The organism is Nocardia sp. NPDC004604, assembly GCF_040609795.1.
Classification (GTDB): domain Bacteria; phylum Actinomycetota; class Actinomycetes; order Mycobacteriales; family Mycobacteriaceae; genus Nocardia.
Map to the genome: position 1 here is coordinate 1 of NZ_JBEXLC010000016.1, position 18498 is coordinate 18498.

Consider the following 18498-nt stretch of genomic DNA (forward strand, 5'->3'; position numbering starts at 1 on the left):
GCGTCGCGTCGATGACGACTCGGAATGGTTCCGATTCGACCGGCTCTTCGCGGATCTGATGCGGCACCGGCTCGCCCGCCAGGACCCGCCGCGGCTGCGACGGCTGCACGCGGCCGCGTCGACCTGGTTCGCGGACCACGGAATGTTGCCCGAAGCGGTCGACCACGCCTTGGCCGCGAACGACGCCCCCGGCGCGGCGCGCATTATCGAGGAACGCGGATTGGAGCTGCTGGAACGGTCGAAGATGGCGACACTGCTCGGGCTGGTCGCCAAGCTGCCACCGGCCTATGCGAATACGAACCCGCGGCTGCAGCTGCTGGTGGCCTGGTCCGATGTGACGCTGCAACGCCTCCAGCCCGCCCGTACCGCATTGGATATGGTCGAGGCGATGCTGGATTCGGGCATGCGGGACGAGACCGACACCGCCGATATGCGGGCCGAGGTTGCCCTGATCCGCGCCACATCGGGATTGTTCGCCGACGACTTCGACGGCCTGCCGGAGCTGGTCCAGCAGCGCCTGCAGCAAGACGCTTCGGCGGGGACGATCGACTCGTTCTTCGCCATGATCGGCGCCAACGTCGCGTCCATGTGCGCAATGTACGAATTCGACTTCGACGAGGCGCGCCGGTGGCAACGGTGGGCCGCGCCGTATCACCCGAAGCGCAAGGGCCCCTTCGGCATCGTATACGGCTACTGTCTGTCCGGTATCGCGGCGAGTGAACAGCTCGATATCGCGGCAGCCGAATCCGAGCTGCGCACCGGGCTCGCGCTGGCGCAGACGATCGGAATGCACTCCTACGGCGCCCAGCTGGCTTCGGCTCTGCTCGGCGCGATTCGATACGACGTCGGCGATATTGCCGAGGCCGAGGCGCTGCTCGACGAAAGTGTCGCGCTGGGACCGGAATTCGCGCTCGTCGATATCATGATTGCCACCTACGCCATCGGGGCGCGGGTCAAATCCCTGCGCGGTGATATGGACGCAGCCGAAGCCCGGCTGGCCGAGGGCGCCGAGATCGCGAAGAACCTCGCACTGCCCCGGCTCGCCGCGCGGATCGTGAACGAACGCGTGCGCATCGGGCTGCCCATCGATCCGCAGGACCGTGACGCGCTGGTCCAGCTGCCGCCGTATCGCCGCCTGCCGAACACCTTGCACACGCTCACCGCGGAATTCCAGCAGGACAGCGCGATTCGGCTATTGCTCGGCGCGCACTCCCCCGCCGCAACCGAGCAGGCCTGCACACGCGCCGAGGCTCTGGTGGCCGAAATCGCCGCCGATAACCGGCCCCGTGCCATTACGACAGCCGAACTCCTCTGGGCGGCATGCCTTTCCGAGGCGGGACGGATGGAAGAGGCGATCGCCGCCGCGGCCCCGGTACTTGCGCGCTGCGCCGAGCACGGACTGATCCGCTTCGTGGCCGACGAGGGCCGACCGCTGCGCCGCATCTTGGAAGCCCTGTGCGCGGACCCGACGTCGGCGGCCGATATCCCGCGTCCGTTCCTCCGGAAAGTCTTGACGGGGTATGAGGTAGAGCGCCCCTGATCAACAGGCAACCCGCAGGCCGACGGAACCACAATTGAATCCGACGTCAACTTCAATTAGTGTCGGAGCCGTCCCGGGGCTCGGTCCGCTCCCGACGGACACCTTGATCGTCGCGCATGAGCATGGAGGTTTCTGGCCGTGAAGAGCCGAGAGGTACATCTGGTGGCCCGCCCCACCGGGGAACCCGCACCATCCGATTTCCGCATCGTGACGACGGATGTCCCCGATCCCGGCAGCGGGCAGCTGCTGGTTCGCAACGACTGGATGTCGGTCGACCCCTATATGCGCAACCGCATGAACGACGTGAAGTCCTACATTCCACCGTTCCGGCTCGGCGCCGCCATGGACGGCGGCGCGGTCGGTACGGTCGTCGCCTCGGGAGTGCCCGGCGTCGAAGTCGGTGCGACCGTGCTGCACGATCTCGGATGGCGGGAGTATGCGCTGCTGGACGCCGGGCACGCGCGAGTCGTCGATACCACCCTGGCTCCGGCCGAGAGCTACCTCGGCCCGCTCGGCATCCCCGGACTGACGGCATATGTCGGCCTGAAGGAAATTGCACCGGTCCGGCCGGGTGATGTCGTCTTCATTTCGGGCGCGGCGGGCGCCGTCGGCCTCGCCGCCCGCCGGGTGGCCGAGCACTTCGGCGCGGCGCGGATCATCGGGTCGGCGGGCGGTCCGGAGAAGGCGCGGCGGCTGGTCGAGGAGTTCGGCTACGACGCCGCGATCGACTACCGGGCGGGCAGTCTGGGGAAACGGTTGCACGAGGCGGCCCCGGACGGCATCGACGTCTACTTCGACAATGTCGGCAGCGACCATTTGCAGGCGGCGATCGGCTCGATGCGCAATTTCGGCCGCATCGCCCTGTGCGGAGCCGTCGCCGGGTACAACGCCGAAACCCCACCGCCCGGCCCGAAGAATCTGGCGCTGGCGGTGGTGCGCCGACTGTCGTTGCGCGGCTTCATCGTCACCGACCACAGTGACCTCGCACCGGAATACGCGGCACTCGCAGCGGACTGGGTGCGCGACGGCAGCCTCCGCGTCCCCACTACGGTGCAGACAGGTATCGACACCGCGGTCGACGCCCTCCTCGGCCTGCTGCGCGGCGCCAATACCGGCAAAATGCTGGTCCGACTGACTGCTGAGGAGAGCTGATGCAGGTAGGCAACGCGGTCGCGATCGTCACCGGCGCCGCTGGTGGCATCGGCGCGGCCATCGCGCAACGTCTACTCGAACACGGCGCCCGAGTCCTGATCACCGACCGCGACGCCGATCGGCTCGCGGCGACCACCCGCCGCCTGACCGCCGAATTCTCGGGCGCGGTGTCCGGGCTGGCCGCTGACGCCGCGTCCGAATCCGATCTCCGCAAGCTCATCGACACGGCCACCAGCGAATTCGGTCCGGTGGACATGTTCTTCGCCAATGCCGGTGTCGGCGGCGGCCCCGGACTCGACGCCACAGACGCGCAGTGGGAGCAGGCGCTGCAGGTGAACGTCATGGCCCATGTGCGGGCGGCGCGGTTGCTCGTTCCCGATTGGCTGGAGCGCGGCGGCGGCTACTTCGTGAGCACCGCGTCGGCGGCGGGGCTGCTCACTCAGATCGGTTCGGCCACCTACACGGTCTCCAAGCACGGCGCGGTCGGATTCGCCGAATGGCTGGCGGTGACCTACGGGGACCGCGGGGTACGCGTCAGCTGCCTGTGCCCGATGGGTGTCGATACCGCCATGCTCACCGGACTCGGCGCCGATGGCGGACCCGTCGGCGACCTCGCCACCCGGGCCGTCACCGGAGCCGGGGCGGTACTGCGTCCCCTCGACGTAGCGGATCGGGTGATCGAGGCGGTCGAGGACGAGCGGTTCCTCATCCTGCCGCATGCGGAGGTCCGAGAATTCCTGCACCGCAAGGTTTCCGATCACGACCGGTGGATCGCGGGCATGCAGCGCTACCGGAGGTCGCTGACATGAGCGGGCGCACCGCGGTGCTGTTCGATTTCGGCGGGGTGCTCACCACGGCCGTGCTCACCGCATTCGCCGAATTCGGCGCGGAGCTGGGTGATTCGCGGCTGCCGCTGCGGCTGCTCACCCGTGATCCGGAAAGCAGTGCGCTGCTGGTGGATCACGAAGAGGGCCGCATCGGTCAGCGCGCGTTCGAGGAGGGTTTCGCGCGGCGACTGCGCGCGCACGGCGCCGATATCGAGGCCGTGGGCCTGGTCGATCGCATCCAGTCTCGGCTGCATCCCGATCCGGCGATGATCCGGCTGGTCGCTGATGTCCGCGCGGCGGGCTATCGCGTTGGGCTGCTGTCGAATTCGCTCGGCGACGACTGCTATGCGGGCTTCGACCTGCCGACCATGTTCGACGCGGTGACCATCTCCGCGGAGATCGGCGTCCGCAAACCGTCCCGGCGGGCCTATCTCATCGGCTGCGAACGACTCGGCGCCGCGCCGGAGCAGACCATCATGGTCGACGACCTCGAACAGAACATCACCGCGGCCGAACTGCTCGGACTCGGCGGCATTGTGCACCGCGACGCCGAATCGACGGCCGCCCGGCTGTGGCCCGCGCTACAGCCACGGGGACAAAACCTGAACTGACCCACCCAACTTGCGGCGCAGTCGCTTTCGACAGCTCGCACCGACGATCGGAGCCTCGATGGATCTGTTCACAACATCCGACCGCGCCCGGCAATATCAGCGCGATCTGCTCGCCTTCATGGATGAATGCGTCTACCCCGCCGAGGCGGTGTACGAGAAGCAGATGGCCGCATCCGGCGATCCGCACCACCATCCGCAGATCATCGAGGAACTCAAGACCGAGGCCCGTGGCCGCGGCCTGTGGAACCTCTTCCATCCGCATCCCGAATGGGGTCCGGGCCTGACCAACCTGGAGTACGCCCCGCTGGCCGAGATCATGGGCCGCAGCCCGCATCTGGCACCGGAGGCGTGCAACTGCTCGGCCCCCGATACCGGCAATATGGAGGTGCTCACCCTCTTCGGCACCCAGGAGCACCGCGAGCGCTGGCTGGAACCGCTGCTCGCGGGCACCATCCGCTCCGCCTTCGCGATGACCGAGCCCGCCGTCGCCAGCTCCGATGCCACCAATATCCAGCTGAGCATGGTGCGCGACGGCGACCACTACGTGCTCAACGGTCGCAAGTGGTTCGCCTCCAACGCTTTGCACAAGAACTGCAAGGTGCTCATCGTGATGGGCAAGACCGATCCGGACGCGGCCAAGCACCGGCAGCAGTCGATGATGGTGCTGCCCATCGACGCGCCGGGCGTCACGGTCATGCGCAATCTTCCGGTCTTCGGCTACGCCGACCGCGAGGGCCACGCCGAGATCGACTTCTCCGATGTGCGGGTCCCCGTCACCGATGTGCTCAAGGGCGAGGGCGAGGGTTTCGCCATCAGCCAGGCCCGGCTGGGGCCGGGCCGCATCCACCACTGCATGCGTGCCATCGGCATGGCCGAACGCGCGCTGGAGCTGATGTGCGCCCGCGCCGAAACGCGAATCACGTTCGGGCAGAAGCTGAGTGAGCGCGCCAATATCCAGGACTGGATCGCCGAGGCCCGCATCGATATCGAACAGGCCCGGCTGCTGACCCTCAAGGCCGCCTGGATGATGGATACGGTCGGCAATAAGGCGGCCCGGACCGAGATCGCCGCGATCAAGATCGCCGCACCGGAGATGGCGCTGCGGATCGTGGACCGGGCGATCCAGGTGCACGGCGGGGCCGGTGTCACCGACGACTTCCCGCTCGCGAGCATGTACGCGCACCTGCGCACGCTGCGTCTCGCCGACGGCCCGGACGAAGTGCACAAACGGACCATCGCGCACGCCGAACTGGGTAAGTTCAGGGCCGGCGGGGCATAGGACGGATAGGAACGAATGCAGACAAGTAGCGAACTCATTCGGCCCACCGCGGACGCGACCGGCTTCGATATCGATGCGGCCGCGTTCGTGGACTGGGTGTCCGGACTCGGTTCGGCCTGTACCGCGCCGGTGCGGGCCGAACGGGTCGGCATCGGCCAGTCCAATCTGACCTTCCTGATCACCGATGCCGAAGGGCGGCGCTGGGTATTGCGCCGTCCGCCGCTGGGCCACCTGCTCGCGTCCGCGCACGATGTGGCGCGGGAGGCCCGCGTCATGTCGGCCCTGGCACCTACCGATGTCCCGGTGCCGCGCGTGCACGATGTCCGGCCCGAGGGCGATATCCGGCTCGTGCTCATGGAATTCGTCGACGGGCTGGTCATCGACGGGGTCGAGACCGCCGAACGACTCACCCCCGACCTGCGCCGCAGCGCCGGACTGTCACTGGTGCAGACGCTGGCCCGAATCCATGCCGTCGACCTGGAAGCCACCGCGCTGATCGACCTCGCCAGTCACAAACCGTACGCCGAGCGACAGCTCAAACGGTGGTCGGCACAGTGGGAGAAGTCGAAAACCCGGGACCTGCCGCTGGTGGACCGCCTCACCGAACGGCTCCGAACCGCCGTTCCCGAACAGCGCGAACTCGCGCTCGTGCACGGCGATTACAATCTCCGCAATGTGATCACCACACCGGATACGGGTGCGATCGCCGCCGTACTCGACTGGGAGCTGTGCACCCTCGGCGATCCGCTCGCCGATATCGGCAGTCTGCTCGCCTACTGGCCGATGCCCGGCGAAGCGGCCATCCCGGGTACCGAAATGTGCACTCTCCCGGGGTTTCCGTCACGTTCCGAACTGGTCGAGGAATATCTCGCGATCACCGGACGGGACCGCCGCGCACTCGGCTTCTGGCATGCCCTCGGCCTGTGGAAACTCGCGATCATCGCCGAAGGTGTGTTCCGCCGCGCCCTCGACGACCCGCGCAACCGTGCCATGGCCGGCACCCCGACTACGGATCTGATCGACGGACTCGTCGACACCGCCGACCGGGTCGCCACCGAAGCCGGATTCTGAGCCGATAAGGGCCTGTCTCCCTGCTCATATCGTCAGGGAGACAGTCTGGTTCGCATACTCGCTCGAACGAAGTGACCGCCGGACACACAGTGCTCGGCGGTCACTTCTTTCAGTTCTTCAGGGCACGAGAACCGACAGCGCCTCGGCAACGCAGGCGGGCTTATCGCCACCCTCGCGTTCGATGGTCACCCGGGCCGTCACCTGGACTCCCGCATTGGTCGGTTTGATCTCCGCCAGCTCCACTCCCGCCCGCACCCGACTGCCGGAGGGCACCGGCGATGGGAAGCGAACCTTGTTGCAGCCGTAGTTGATACCCATCTTCAGCCCGTCGACGCGATATACCTGTGAGACCAGCACGGGCAATAGCGACAGGGTCAGGTACCCGTGTGCGATGGTGGTGCCGAACGGTCCCTGCGCGGCGCGCTCCGGATCGACATGGATCCACTGGTGGTCACCGGTCGCCGCGGCGAACAGATCGATCTGCTCCTGGGTCACGGTGTGCCACTCGCTGTAGCCGAGATGGGTGCCGACGGCCTGCTCCAGCTCGCCGATTCCATTGAATACCTTCATATTCGCCCCCACTCAGACCGTCGGCGCACCGGCGACGTAGAGCACCTGACCGGTGACGTACGACGCGCCCTCGCTGACGAAGAACGACACCGTATGCGCGATATCCTCCGGCTTGCCGACACGTCCCACCGGAATCCGCGCCACCAGGGTCTTGCTGAACTCCTCGAACGAAACACCCATGCGCTCGGCGGTCGCGGCGGTCATCTCGGTCTCGATGAAGCCAGGCGCGATGGCGTTGACCGTCACCCCGAATTTGCCGAGTTCGATCGCGAGAGTCTTGGTGAATCCCTGCAATCCGGCCTTGGCCGCGGAGTAGTTGGCCTGGCCGCGGTTGCCGAGCGCGGAGGTGCTGGAGAGATTGACGATGCGACCCCAGCGCGCCTCGGTCATGTACTTCTGCACCGCGCGGCTCATCAGGAAGGACCCGCGCAGGTGCACGTTCATGACCGTGTCCCAGTCGTCGACGGTCATCTTGTACAGCATGTTGTCGCGAATGACGCCCGCATTGTTCACCAGGACGGTCGGCGCGCCCAGTTCGGCGGCGACCCGCTCCACCGCCGCGGCGACCGCCTGCTCGTCGCCGACGTTCGCATCCACCGCGAGCGCCCGGCCGCCAGCCGATTCGATCTCGGCGACAACGGCTTTGCCCGCCTCTTCCGCGAGATCCAGGACGGCGACCGCGAATCCGTCGGCCGCCAGCCGCCGCGCGGCGGCCGCGCCGATGCCGCGCGCGGCGCCGGTCACAATGGCGGTACGGGCTGTCTCACTGCTCATTACGGTTCTCCCTTGTCGAATTCGGTTGGCACCGTTTACGGTTCGAAAACTACGCGGCCGACGGTCTTGCCGTCGGCGAGGCGCTGCAGTCCGGCGGCCACGTCATCGAGCGGCAGCCGCTCGCCGATCAGCGGTTTCACCAGACCCTGATCGGCCAGTCCGGTCAGCTCCCGGTGGCAGTCGCGCACCGCCTGCGGATCCTTACCGCGGTACAGACCCCAGTGCAGACCGACGATCGAATAGTTCTTCACCAGGGCGTGATTGAGCGCGGCGGACTGGATCTGCCCGCCCGCGAAACCGACGACGAGAATGCGGCCCTCGAAGGCGATGCATTTGGTGGATCGCTGATACACCTCACCACCGACCGGGTCGTACACTACATCCGCACCGCGACCGTCGGTGGCGTCCCGGACGATCGACACGAAGTCCTGCGCGCTGCGATCCACCACGATATCGGCGCCAAGTGCCCGCGCCACTTCGGCCTTGGCCGCACTGCCGACCACCCCGATCACCTTCGCCCCGGCCGCCTTGCCCAATTGCACCGCCGCGCTGCCGACACCACCGGCCGCCGCGTGCACCAGCAGCGTCTCCCCCGGCCGCAGGCCCGCGCGCCGATGCAGCCCGAACCAGCCCGTCTGGTAGCCGATGAAGAATGCCGCGGCCTCGGCATCGTCGAGCGACGCGGGGGCGGGGAAGACATCGACGGCGTCCATGACCGCCAGTTCCGCGAATCCGCCCCACGGTAGCGCCGCGCCGCCGAGCACCCGGTCGCCGACCGCGATGCCGTCGACACCGGCACCGATCGCGACCACCTCCCCGCACAGTTCGACTCCGGGAGTGAACGGCAGTTCCGGTTTGACCTGGTACTCGCCCCGGCACATCAGCACATCCGGGAAGTTCGCCGCGGCGGCGCGGGTCCGCACCACCACTTGGCCGGGCCCCGGCGTCGGATCGTCCAGTTCGACCGGCCGCAGCACCTGCGCCGGTTCGCCCAGTTCCGTTACCTGCCAAGCCTTCACGCCACACCTCCGGTGAGGGTGACCCCACCGTCGACGACGATCAGCTGTCCGGTCAACCACGCCGCGTCGGCGGAGAGCAGGAAGGCGGCGACGCTGCCGATGTCCTCGGGCTCGCCGAGGCGCTTGAGCGGATACGCCGCGGCGACCTCCTGCTCGCGGCCGTCGTAGAGCGCGGTGGCGAAGCGGGTCTTCACCACGGCGGGCGCGATCGCGTTCACCCGGATCGACGGGCCGAGTTCGACCGCCAACTCCTGGGTGATGTGCACCAGCATCGCCTTGGTGGCCCCATAGAACCCGATGCCGGGCGCGGGCTTGATTCCGGCCACGGACGCGACATTGACCACCGCGCCGCCGTGCTCACCCATCCACGCCTTGTGCGCCTGCTGTACCCAGGAGATAGCGGCCAGGCAGTTCACCTCGAACACCTTGCGGGCGGCGTCCAGGTCGAGTTCGACCATCGGCCCGTACACCGGATTGATACCGGCATTGTTGACCAGGAAGTCGACCGAACCGAAGGCCTCCAGCGTGCGGTCGATGGCCGCACGCTGATGATCGACGTCATCGGCTCGTCCCGCGACGGCGACGGCATGCTCGGGCCCGCCGAGTTCGGCGACCACCGCATCCAGCGCGTCCTGTTTGCGGGCGGTCACACAGACCCGCGCACCGTCGGCCACCAGCCGCTGCGCGATGGCCAGCCCGATACCGCGGCTGGCTCCGGTGACGATCGCCGTTTTTCCGTCGAAACGACCCATGTCGTAAGCCTTTCCTGATGCTGAGGTGCCCGCCCCAGCGTCACCGAATTTGAATCCGACGTCAAGTTCATGAGCGATCGCATGGCGCGTGATCCGGGTCACAGAGATGATCGAAGCGAATACAGCTGGCGCCGGGCCGATGCCGGCTCAGCGAACTTCCTTCAGCTGAAGGGCGTTGAACCACAATTGATTCAGCGTCGTCACCAGCTTTTCGAAGGAGATCTTCTGCCCCTCGACGAATACGAAATAGGCCATGCGGCTCACCATGCTCGACAGCGCCTGCGAGGTGATCGCGGCATCCAACTCGGCATCGACCAGGCCGCGCTTCTGCAGATTCCGGATCATCTCGGCATTGCGCTCGACGAACGCCATGGCGCGCTCGAATCGCAGCACCCGGAATTTCTCGTCGATTTTCGATACCTGCTCGAGCACGGCCATCAGCCGCGCATTGCGCCGATACGACTGCAGATACTCGCGATTGGCGGCGGCGATCAGCTCGCGCGGATCATCGATGCCGACCCGCTCCCGAATATGCGGGTGCAACATCTCCTCGCGCACCTGCTCGACGACCGCGGCGAAGATCTCTTCCTTGCTATCGAAGTAGGTGTAGAACGATCCGGATGCGACCCCGGCCTGCTTGGAGATGTCACTGATCCTGGCATCGAGGAAGCCGTCCCGTTCGAACACCTCACGCGCCGCGGTCACCAGCGCGGTCCGGGTGCGCATCCCCCGCTTACTACGCGGAGGCACCCGACCGGACTGGTCCTCGATGGCTTCCTGGGCGTTCACCGTCTCACTCGCTGTCGTCGGGCTCGCTGACGTCGTGGATCGTAACAGCGTGCGCCGCTCCCCCTACCCCACGACGTACGACAGGCACGGCAGGGCGACCAGGAGCAACGCACTATCTATTGAACATGACGCCGAATTCAAGTAGCGTTCCGACGCACTGACGTGGCCTGCGTCACATCAGACCTCTCCCACCTCTGGATCGGGAGAAAGCCATGCCTGCGAATCCGGCTGCCCCGACAGCATCGGATCAGCGGAAACGACCCGACAGGGAGACACCGTGACCAATGTCGCCGACCGCTTCTGGCAACACGCCACCGAACGCCCCGAGGCCACCGCGCTGCTGACCGCGGACGCCCACATCTCCTACGGCGAATTGGCCCGCCGCAGCGCGGCCTATGGCGGCCAGCTCCGCGAAGCCGGTATCGCCACCGGCGACCGGGTGCTGCTGGTGGCGCCCACCGTGGCCGAATTCGTCGTCGCGTATCTGGGCGCGCAACTCATCGGGGCCATCGCCATCACCATGAACACCATGGCCACCGTGCCCGAAATCGGTTACGTACTGGATGATTCCGGCGCGCGGATGGCGATCGCATGGCACAGCGCGCGCGATGCCGCCCAGCGGGCGGCCACCGAACGGAATCTCCCGTTACTGGTGCTCGAGCCCGGCGCGCACGCCGAGCCGAACAGTCCGGTGACCGAACCGGTGCACCGCGGCGCCGACGATACCGCGGTGCTGCTCTACACCTCGGGCACCACCGGCAAACCGAAGGGCGTCGAGCTCACCGTCGCCAATCTCAACGAGACCGCCCGAATCTTCACCGATCAGCTGCGGCTGGGCCCGGAGGATCGCTTCGGCACCGGGCTGCCGCTGTTCCATGTCTTCGGACAGGCGGTATGCCTGGTGACCGCGCTCAACGCGGGCGCATCCTTCGCCATGGTGACCCCGTTCGAACCACGGGCCATGATCGAGATGATCCGCGATCGCCAGCTCACCCATGTCGCCGGAGTTCCGACCATGTGGAATGCCATGCTGCACGCCGCCGGTGACTACGGCCCCGCGGACTTCACGAGCCTGCGGCTGGCGGCCTCCGGCGGAGCGTCACTGCCCGGTGAGGTGATCCGGGCCTTCTCGGACCGCTTCGGCGCCACCATCCTCGAGGGTTACGGACTCACCGAATCCACCGGTGCGGCCACCTACAATCCGCTCGATCGCGAACAGCGGGTGGGATCGGTGGGTGCCGCCCTGCCGGGGACCTCGATCGAGGTTCGCGACCTCGATGGAAAGGTGGTGCCCGCCGATACCGTCGGCGAGATCTTCGTGCACGGCCCGAGCATCATGAAGGGCTACTGGAATCGGCCCGATGCCACCGCCGCCGAATTGTCCGACGGCTGGTTGAAGACCGGCGATCTGGGCCGCGTCGACGCCGACGGCTATGTCTACATTGTCGACCGCGCAAAGGACCTCATCATTCGCGGCGGGTACAACGTGTACCCACGCGAGGTCGAGGAGGTCCTCTACCAGCATCCGGACATTGTCGAAGTGGCGGTGATCGGCATTGCGGACGACCGATACGGCGAGGAGGTCGGTGCGGTCGTTGCCGCCACACCCGGCGTCGAGCTCGAACCCGAGCAACTGCGGTCCTGGGCCAAGGAGCGGCTGTCGGCCTACAAGGTGCCACACCGGTTCGCCTTCACCGACCAGCTGCCCAAGGGCGCCACCGGCAAGATTCTCAAGCGCGCTATCGATCCGAACCTGTTCACAGACAAGGCATCCCGTTGACAGCAGTACCCACCGCAACTGGCACCGCCGACTCGAGCGAACTCGGCCGCGTCCTGGTCCACGAGCACGTCTTCATACTCGGCGAGGAATTCCGGCAGAACTATGCCGACTGGGACGAGGACGCCCGCATCGACGACGCCGTGAAACAGCTCGACGAGCTGAAGTCCCTCGGCATCGACACCATCCTCGACCCGACCGTACTCGGGCTGGGACGGTACATCCCGCGCATCCAGCAGATCGCGGCCCGCACCGATCTGCGGATCATCGTCGCCACCGGTATCTACACCTACAACGACGTCCCCTTCCAATTCCATTACACCGGACCGGGATTGCTGTTCGACCGGCCGGAACCGATGGTGGACATGTTCGTCAAGGACCTCACCGAGGGCATCGCGGATACGGGTGTGCGCGCCGGATTCCTCAAGTGCGCCATCGAGGAACCCGGACTGACGCCCGGCGTCGAACGCGTCATGCGCGCGGTCGGCCGGGCCTCGGCGCAAACGGGTGCGCCGATCACCGTGCACACCAACCCGCACACTCGGTCCGGGCTGGTGGCACAGCGAGTGCTGGCCGAGGAGGGCGCGGATCTGAGCCGGGTGGTGATCGGCCATTCCGGCGACACCACCGACGTCGACTACCTCACCGAAGTCGCCGATGCGGGATCGCTGCTCGGCATGGACCGATTCGGGCTCGACGTCCTGCTGCCCTTCGAGGATCGGATCGACACCATTGTCGAACTGGTGCGGCGCGGCTATCGGGACAAGATCGTTATCGCCCATGACGCAGCCTGCCACATCGACTGGTTCGACCCCGATGCCAAGGCGCAGTTGGCGCCCAAGTGGAACTACCGCCACATCAGTGCGGATGTGCTTCCGGCACTACTCGAACGGGGGCTCACCGAGGACGATATCGACGCGATCCTGGTACGCAATCCGCGCCGCTACTTCGAGAACGGCGTGCAATCCGAGTAACGCAGGAACGCAAGCAGATTCGATGACTCGACGGCCGCACGGAATTTCTGTGCGGCCGTCGAAACTGAGCCACTCGAACACGACGAGATACCGGAGCGATCCCTTGACCACGGTCTCCCCACACAGCGCCCGCCTGACGTTCCGCGCTCTCGAGCCGGTACACGGCATGATCTACTTCACCCCATACGGCCCGGATGAGTACCGCGAGCTGGGCATCACCGATCCGCGCATGATGTACTTCGCATCCCGGTCCGCGGCCTTCGGCCCGGTGCCGGACGCGGTCACCATTGCCACCTTTTTCAACTTCAATCCGGCCGCGGTGCGCGCCGTCATTCCCGCCGCATGGGAAATCTCCGCGCCCGCAGATATTTTGCGAGCACGACTGCGTGCTGTCGACCGGTCACTTCGGCAGGCGTGGGGCGACGACATCACCGGCCCCGAAGTCCGCGAAGCCGCCGACCTCGCCCGGCAAGCGGCCGAACGCGCTTGTGCACGCCCACACGGCCGTCCGCTGTTCGCGGCGCACGCAACGCTGCCGTGGCCCGATGAACCACATCTGGTGCTGTGGCATGCGCAGACACTGCTGCGGGAATACCGCGGCGACGGACACGTCGCCCTGCTGATGACGGAGGGGCTCGACGGCACGGAAGCATTGATCACGCACAGTGCGACCGGTGAGATATCGCCGGAAGTGTTGCGCGCGAGCCGATCCTGGAGCGAAGCGGAATGGGCCGCCGGTGTGCGACGGCTGCGGGTGCGGGGTTGGCTGGCCGACGATGATCTCGTGCTGAGCGAGTACGGCGCCGAGCGGCGCGGCGCGCTCGAGACCCGGACCGACGAACTCGCGGTCCATCCATACGAAGCGATCGGCGAAGCGGGATGCGCGCGCCTGCGTGCCCTCGCCGCGCCATTGGCGATCCGGGTGATGGAAGCCGACCTCGGCTTCCCAGCCCTGCTGTCGGCGCGTTATCGGCAGGCGATCCAGGCCCAGGTGCGGTAGGCCTCGACAATTCAGCCGATGCTGCGGGCGAAGTCGATCAGTGCCGCGCTGACTTCGGCCGCGCGTTCCTGTTGAATCCAGTGTCCCGCCCCGTCCAGGACAATCGAGGCCCGCAGGTCGGATAGCACGGAGGTCATTTTGCTGGACGGGGTGAACCGGATGACCGCGTCTTGCGATCCGGCAATGAACAGCGTCGGCTGGTGGATCTTCGCATCGGCCAGGTGCGCGGCCAGCCCCCAGTTGCGGTCGATGTTGCGGTAGTAGTTGAGACCGCCGGTGAATCCGGTGGTGGTGAACGTTTCGATGTAGTAACTGAGTTCGGCCTCGCTCAGCCAGGCCGGGGCGACCATCTCCGAACCATTGCCGTTCAGCAGATCCCGGGCGCTGACGACGTCGTCCTGCAGCAGGGTGCGGCGCACGTCCGATGCGAGCGCCGCATCGGCGACGCCCGGTTCCTGGAACCAGCACATATAGAAGTCCTCGCCCAGCCGGGACCGCAGTATCGGCAATGGCGGCGCCGCCGATCGCGGCGTGGCCGGAACACTCAGCCCCGCGACGGCCCGCACTCGATCCGGATGCCGAACGGCCAGTTGCCAGACCACCGAGGCGCCCCAGTCATGGCCGACGAAGATCGCGTCCTCGATATCGGCATCGTCGAGCACACCGACGAGATCAGTGCACAGCGCGGCGATGTCGTAGTCCTCGATCCGGTCCGGACGCGAGCTGCCGCCGTATCCGCGCATATCCGGGGTCAGCGTCCGGAAACCGGCCTCGGCGAGTGCGAAAACCTGGTGGCGCCAGGAGAATCCGAGTTCGGGGAAGCCATGGCAGAACACCACGGCGGGACCGTCGCCGTGGTCGACGACGCGCAGCTCGATCCCATTCGTCGCGACCTGACGGCTGCCGAGCCGCAGCCATTCGTCCAGCAGATTGCGTGTGTCCATCTCGAAGGTCACCTCGTGTACCACGGCACCATAGGCTCATCACCGTATTCAATTCTGACGTCAAGTTCAACTATCGGCGGAAGTAGGCCGCTGGAAGGGACCAGACCTGCTCGCGTCGTGGACGCGACAGTGCGGCGTACAGCGCCGATAGGGTGCGAGCACCGCGCAGTACCGTGCCGTCAGGGCGGATGAGGACGGCACCGCAGTGGGTTCGACGCAGCCAGTGGTGCCCGTCCTCGTCGATCAGCGAATTGGCGGCGATCATCCAGGCATTGGCGACCTCGCCCGCATGGGTGTGCGCGGCCAGCTTCGGTGTTCCGGTGGTACCGCCGGTGTGGAACAGTGCCGCCAACTCCGTGGCTGTCGGTGGCTGTCCGGTGAATGATGCCGAATCCTGTTCCGCCGCAAGCTCATCCAGATAGCCGATCCGCACCTCGTCGATCGGGGGCAGCGGGTCGGCGGCGGCCGATGCGGTCGGGCGCAGCACCAGCAGCGCGTCGACCAACCCGTCGGCCGCCACTCATAGCGTGGCCACAGCGGGTTTTCGGTCACCGCCTGCTCGGTCATCGGGCGTACCGCACGACCGTGCGCTGGCGGCCCAGATCGATCGCGCTGTCATCGGTGGCGATCGCGGCCTCCACCACATCACCCTCCTGCAGATACTTCGGATTCTTGGCCTGTCCCTCGAAGAACAGCTTCCATTTGACCGCCGCTGGCAGCAGATTTGCGATGAACTGCACCGGCTTGGGCGGTGCGCTGATCGCCGTGCCGACCGGGGTTCCGGTGAGCAGCAGATCGCCCGCGTCCATGCGTTGGAATCGGGTCAGTTCCCGCAGGGTTTGCACCGGCCGGTAGATCATGTCCGCGACCGTCATATCCTGGCGCACTCGGCCGTTGACCCACAGCCGCAGCCGCAGATCGGTGAACCGCTTCAGCTCATCGGCGTCCAGCAGCACCAGCGCCGGACCGACCGGGGTGCAGGTCGGATATGACTTCGCCTCGTAGAACTGGGTTTTCGGCAACTGCACATCACGGGCGGACACATCGTTGGTGACGACGAGTCCGGCAATGTAGTCGGCGAGGTTGTCGGGGGTGATCTCGGTGCCGACCGGCATCTCACGGCCGAAGACGAGCCCGATCTCCACCTCGTAGTCCAGCAGCCGCACATGTGCGGGCCGCACCACATCGTCGTACGGGCCGCTGATCGATCCGGAGGCCTTCCGGAAGAAGGTCAGCGGCACGGTCTTCGGGTCCATGCCCGAGTCGGCCACATGCGAGACGAAATTCGTCATCTGCGCCACCACCCGGCACGGCGCGGTGACCGGCGAAATCAGCGAAAGGCTTTCGACGGCAACGAGATCGGAGTTCGCGGCTGCGGCGGCGATCGCCTGTCGGTCGGCCAGCAGCGCACCGGTCGTGGTCGCCGCGGTGTCGATGCGGGCGGCACCACGTGGTGTCTGCACCCACCAGGCGTCGACCGTGCGAAGTACGGAAACACTCATGAATTGGCTACTTTCAACAGGCCGCGCAGGCGGCGGATATCGAATTCGTTGTCCTCGCGCAGTGCGTCGACGATCGCGCGCAGTTCACGCACCGATTCCCGGCCGGGCGTGATGCCGAGGAAGTCCTTGGTGACCGGCGGCCCCCACTGGGCGAGTCCGGACGCGCTCATCGGCGCCCACCCCGGCTCGAGGGTGCAGTCGAACATGTCGCCGTCACTGAAATGTTCGACCATGAACCCGTCCGGATCGCGCCAGTAGTCGAAGATCTGGCTGCCCTGGATATGGCGGCCGATCCCCCACGACCGGTGGTATCCGTGCTCGCGCAGATACTCGCCACCGGCGGCGAGCGCATCCAGATCGGCCACCTGGTACGCCGAGTGGACATATCGATTGGACGGACCGAGTGTCAGCGCCAGAGTGTGGTGATCAGTCGGCACCGTGCCCTGATCACAGCGGATGAAGCTCATCACCGGCCCACGCTCGCGCTGCCCCGAGTAGTACAGGAAGTCGCTGACTATCAAACCCAGGTGCTGCAGATACCAATCGAGCGTTTCCCGATATTTGGTCGTCTGCACGACGACATGTCCGAGCCGCTGCACCAGGGCGGGCTCGCGCGGCGGCCGCTGCGTGCCGTTCACCCGCTCCAGCTTGTGCCCGAAGTGGAAGATGTGCGGCTCCTGGGCTGGTAGGGCATCGAGTACCCGCGTCTCCGCGACAACCCGGACCCGCAGGCCGCTGGGGTCGGTCAGATCCACCACCATCCCGCCCAGACTGTCGGTCAGCGGCAGCACCTTCGCACCGGCCGCCTCCGCCAAGCGCACCAGATCGGCGGCATCGCCCGCCCGGAACGCCGGGCCGAGGAACCGCGAACGGGCACCCCGGCGAATGCGCACGCAGGGCGCCCCCGCATCGGTGCCGCGCAGCTGCAACTCCTCGGCGGTGCGTAGCGATGTCGTGAATCCGAATGCGCGAGCGAAGATTTCGGCACCGTCGAGGTCCGGCTTCGCGAACTCCAACCAGGCCAGATCGTGCACCTTGACGATCGGATTCCGCGCCCGCCCAGGATGCTCACCGGGCCGGGCGCCCTGCGCGCTGTGCAGACCCGCATGCGGGTCGTGCTGGTCGGTCATCGGACCCTCCATTCTGCTGACGATATCGTCACTCAAGAACATTGCGTCAGTCAAGAGAATCTGAAGAATTCGTCAATACTGACTGAACGAGCTATGCTGGTCGTCCGCAGATTCGGGGAGAGAGATGGCCGATAAGACTCGCGAAGAACCCAACCGCTTGGAGCGGCGCAAAGCGCGGACCCGCGCCGCACTGGTCACCGCCGCGCAGTCGTTCATCGCGGCCGGGAAACTGAACGCGCCGATCCTGGAGATCACCCAGGCGGCCGATGTCGGAATGGGCTCGTTCTACAACCACTTCCAGAGCCGGGAGGAGTTGTTTCAGGCCGCGATCGAGGAGGCACTGGACCGGCACGGTGCCGCGCTGGATCTGTTGTGCGAGAACCTCGATGATCCCGCCCAGGTCTTCGCGCAGAGCTTCCGACTCACCGGTCGGCTGCACCGCCGCAATCCCACGCTCAGCAAGGTGCTGCTCAGCAATGGACTGGCCTTGATCCGCTCGGACCGGGGCCTGGCCCCGCGGGCCAGTCGCGATATCGAGGCCGCGACCCGCGCTGGCCGATTCCAGGTTCAAGATGTGGAGTTGGCGATGACCATTGTCGCGGGCGCCGCCATCTGCCTCGGCCAGCTACTGCACGACCAAGCCGACCGCGACGACGCCGCGGCCACCGATCAGGTCACCGAGGATCTGCTGCGCATGCTCGGCCTACCGGCCGATGAGGCCCACGAGATCTGCCAGCGCCCACTGCCACCCCTCGACGCACTCCCGCAGCACGACACGGCCGCCTGA

General features: G+C 66.7%; 17 protein-coding genes and 2 pseudogenes. 10 read left to right on the plus strand and 9 right to left on the minus strand.

What is annotated here, in order from left to right:
• From ABZW16_RS08460 to ABZW16_RS08485, 6 genes and pseudogenes are all read left to right on the plus strand, one after another.
• Nucleotides 1-1540: pseudogene (locus ABZW16_RS08460) on the plus strand (protein kinase); the annotation flags it as partial.
• A gap of 138 nt (nucleotides 1541-1678) precedes the next feature.
• Complete coding sequence (locus ABZW16_RS08465; RefSeq protein ID WP_354953610.1) at nucleotides 1679-2692, plus strand: NADP-dependent oxidoreductase; 1014 nt, start codon at nucleotides 1679-1681, stop codon at nucleotides 2690-2692.
• Nucleotides 2692-3501 carry an SDR family oxidoreductase gene (locus tag ABZW16_RS08470; RefSeq protein ID WP_354953612.1) on the plus strand — a complete coding sequence of 270 codons (810 nt, stop codon included), beginning with the start codon at nucleotides 2692-2694 and terminating at the stop codon, nucleotides 3499-3501. Before ABZW16_RS08465 ends, ABZW16_RS08470 begins: the two co-directional genes overlap by 1 nt.
• Nucleotides 3498-4130, plus strand: a complete 633-nt coding sequence (locus tag ABZW16_RS08475) for an HAD family phosphatase (RefSeq protein WP_354953614.1) — start codon at nucleotides 3498-3500, stop codon at nucleotides 4128-4130. The genes ABZW16_RS08470 and ABZW16_RS08475 overlap by 4 nt, the downstream gene beginning before the upstream one ends.
• 58 nt (nucleotides 4131-4188) lie before the next feature.
• On the plus strand, nucleotides 4189-5409 hold the full coding sequence (locus ABZW16_RS08480) for an acyl-CoA dehydrogenase family protein (protein WP_354953616.1): 1221 nt from the start codon (nucleotides 4189-4191) through the stop codon (nucleotides 5407-5409).
• A 15-nt stretch (nucleotides 5410-5424) separates the two neighbouring features.
• Nucleotides 5425-6480 carry a phosphotransferase family protein gene (locus ABZW16_RS08485; protein WP_354953618.1) on the plus strand — a complete coding sequence of 352 codons (1056 nt, stop codon included), beginning with the start codon at nucleotides 5425-5427 and terminating at the stop codon, nucleotides 6478-6480.
• A 117-nt stretch (nucleotides 6481-6597) separates the two neighbouring features.
• On the opposite strand, the gene ABZW16_RS08490 is transcribed toward ABZW16_RS08485, so the two are convergent.
• From ABZW16_RS08490 to ABZW16_RS08510, 5 genes are all read right to left on the minus strand, one after another.
• Nucleotides 6598-7050: a MaoC family dehydratase gene (locus ABZW16_RS08490; protein WP_354953620.1), complete on the minus strand. Its 453-nt coding sequence runs from the start codon at nucleotides 7048-7050 to the stop codon at nucleotides 6598-6600.
• Between the two features lie 12 nt (nucleotides 7051-7062).
• Complete coding sequence (gene fabG, locus ABZW16_RS08495; protein ID WP_354953622.1) at nucleotides 7063-7824, minus strand: 3-oxoacyl-ACP reductase FabG; 762 nt, start codon at nucleotides 7822-7824, stop codon at nucleotides 7063-7065.
• 35 nt (nucleotides 7825-7859) lie between these two features.
• Nucleotides 7860-8843 carry an NADPH:quinone oxidoreductase family protein gene (locus ABZW16_RS08500; RefSeq protein ID WP_354953624.1) on the minus strand — a complete coding sequence of 328 codons (984 nt, stop codon included), beginning with the start codon at nucleotides 8841-8843 and terminating at the stop codon, nucleotides 7860-7862.
• Complete coding sequence (locus ABZW16_RS08505) at nucleotides 8840-9595, minus strand: SDR family oxidoreductase (protein WP_354953626.1); 756 nt, start codon at nucleotides 9593-9595, stop codon at nucleotides 8840-8842. The genes ABZW16_RS08500 and ABZW16_RS08505 overlap by 4 nt, the downstream gene beginning before the upstream one ends.
• A gap of 147 nt (nucleotides 9596-9742) precedes the next feature.
• A complete protein-coding gene (locus tag ABZW16_RS08510) occupies nucleotides 9743-10321 on the minus strand; it encodes a helix-turn-helix domain-containing protein (RefSeq protein WP_354953756.1) in 579 nt (192 codons plus the stop codon).
• Between the two features lie 340 nt (nucleotides 10322-10661).
• Between ABZW16_RS08510 and ABZW16_RS08515 the strand changes: the two genes are divergently transcribed.
• The 3 genes from ABZW16_RS08515 to ABZW16_RS08525 all read left to right on the plus strand — a co-directional run bounded on the left by ABZW16_RS08515 (nucleotide 10662) and on the right by ABZW16_RS08525 (nucleotide 14135).
• Nucleotides 10662-12164, plus strand: a complete 1503-nt coding sequence (locus tag ABZW16_RS08515; protein WP_354953628.1) for a long-chain fatty acid--CoA ligase — start codon at nucleotides 10662-10664, stop codon at nucleotides 12162-12164.
• Nucleotides 12161-13135 carry a phosphotriesterase-related protein gene (locus ABZW16_RS08520; RefSeq protein WP_354953630.1) on the plus strand — a complete coding sequence of 325 codons (975 nt, stop codon included), beginning with the start codon at nucleotides 12161-12163 and terminating at the stop codon, nucleotides 13133-13135. The genes ABZW16_RS08515 and ABZW16_RS08520 overlap by 4 nt, the downstream gene beginning before the upstream one ends.
• A gap of 103 nt (nucleotides 13136-13238) precedes the next feature.
• On the plus strand, nucleotides 13239-14135 hold the full coding sequence (locus ABZW16_RS08525) for a hypothetical protein (RefSeq protein ID WP_354953632.1): 897 nt from the start codon (nucleotides 13239-13241) through the stop codon (nucleotides 14133-14135).
• Between the two features lie 11 nt (nucleotides 14136-14146).
• Here ABZW16_RS08525 and ABZW16_RS08530 read toward each other — a convergent pair whose 3' ends face one another.
• The 4 genes and pseudogenes from ABZW16_RS08530 to ABZW16_RS08545 form a co-directional block, all read right to left on the minus strand.
• The gene (locus tag ABZW16_RS08530) at nucleotides 14147-15079 is read right to left on the minus strand and encodes an alpha/beta hydrolase (protein WP_354953634.1); all 933 of its coding nucleotides are present in this window, start codon (nucleotides 15077-15079) and stop codon (nucleotides 14147-14149) included.
• A 232-nt stretch (nucleotides 15080-15311) separates the two neighbouring features.
• Nucleotides 15312-15509: pseudogene (locus ABZW16_RS08535) on the minus strand (AMP-binding protein); the annotation flags it as partial.
• A gap of 133 nt (nucleotides 15510-15642) precedes the next feature.
• Complete coding sequence (locus ABZW16_RS08540) at nucleotides 15643-16581, minus strand: fumarylacetoacetate hydrolase family protein (protein WP_354953636.1); 939 nt, start codon at nucleotides 16579-16581, stop codon at nucleotides 15643-15645.
• Nucleotides 16578-17711, minus strand: a complete 1134-nt coding sequence (locus ABZW16_RS08545; RefSeq protein ID WP_354953638.1) for a VOC family protein — start codon at nucleotides 17709-17711, stop codon at nucleotides 16578-16580. Before ABZW16_RS08545 ends, ABZW16_RS08540 begins: the two co-directional genes overlap by 4 nt.
• A gap of 124 nt (nucleotides 17712-17835) precedes the next feature.
• Here ABZW16_RS08545 and ABZW16_RS08550 point away from each other — a divergent pair, with 124 nt between their 5' ends.
• On the plus strand, nucleotides 17836-18498 hold the full coding sequence (locus tag ABZW16_RS08550) for a TetR/AcrR family transcriptional regulator (RefSeq protein ID WP_354953640.1): 663 nt from the start codon (nucleotides 17836-17838) through the stop codon (nucleotides 18496-18498).

Coding starts and splice junctions, on each gene's coding strand:
- ABZW16_RS08470 (WP_354953612.1), top strand. CDS start 2,692: ATGCAGGTAGGCAACGCGGTCGCGATCGTCACCGGCGCCGCTGGTGGC.
- ABZW16_RS08475 (WP_354953614.1), top strand. CDS start 3,498: ATGAGCGGGCGCACCGCGGTGCTGTTCGATTTCGGCGGGGTGCTCACC.
- ABZW16_RS08480 (WP_354953616.1), top strand. CDS start 4,189: ATGGATCTGTTCACAACATCCGACCGCGCCCGGCAATATCAGCGCGAT.
- ABZW16_RS08485 (WP_354953618.1), top strand. CDS start 5,425: ATGCAGACAAGTAGCGAACTCATTCGGCCCACCGCGGACGCGACCGGC.
- ABZW16_RS08490 (WP_354953620.1), bottom strand. CDS start 7,050: ATGAAGGTATTCAATGGAATCGGCGAGCTGGAGCAGGCCGTCGGCACC.
- fabG (WP_354953622.1), bottom strand. CDS start 7,824: ATGAGCAGTGAGACAGCCCGTACCGCCATTGTGACCGGCGCCGCGCGC.
- ABZW16_RS08505 (WP_354953626.1), bottom strand. CDS start 9,595: ATGGGTCGTTTCGACGGAAAAACGGCGATCGTCACCGGAGCCAGCCGC.
- ABZW16_RS08510 (WP_354953756.1), bottom strand. CDS start 10,321: ATGCGCACCCGGACCGCGCTGGTGACCGCGGCGCGTGAGGTGTTCGAA.
- ABZW16_RS08530 (WP_354953634.1), bottom strand. CDS start 15,079: ATGGACACACGCAATCTGCTGGACGAATGGCTGCGGCTCGGCAGCCGT.
- ABZW16_RS08540 (WP_354953636.1), bottom strand. CDS start 16,581: ATGAGTGTTTCCGTACTTCGCACGGTCGACGCCTGGTGGGTGCAGACA.
- ABZW16_RS08545 (WP_354953638.1), bottom strand. CDS start 17,711: ATGACCGACCAGCACGACCCGCATGCGGGTCTGCACAGCGCGCAGGGC.
- ABZW16_RS08550 (WP_354953640.1), top strand. CDS start 17,836: ATGGCCGATAAGACTCGCGAAGAACCCAACCGCTTGGAGCGGCGCAAA.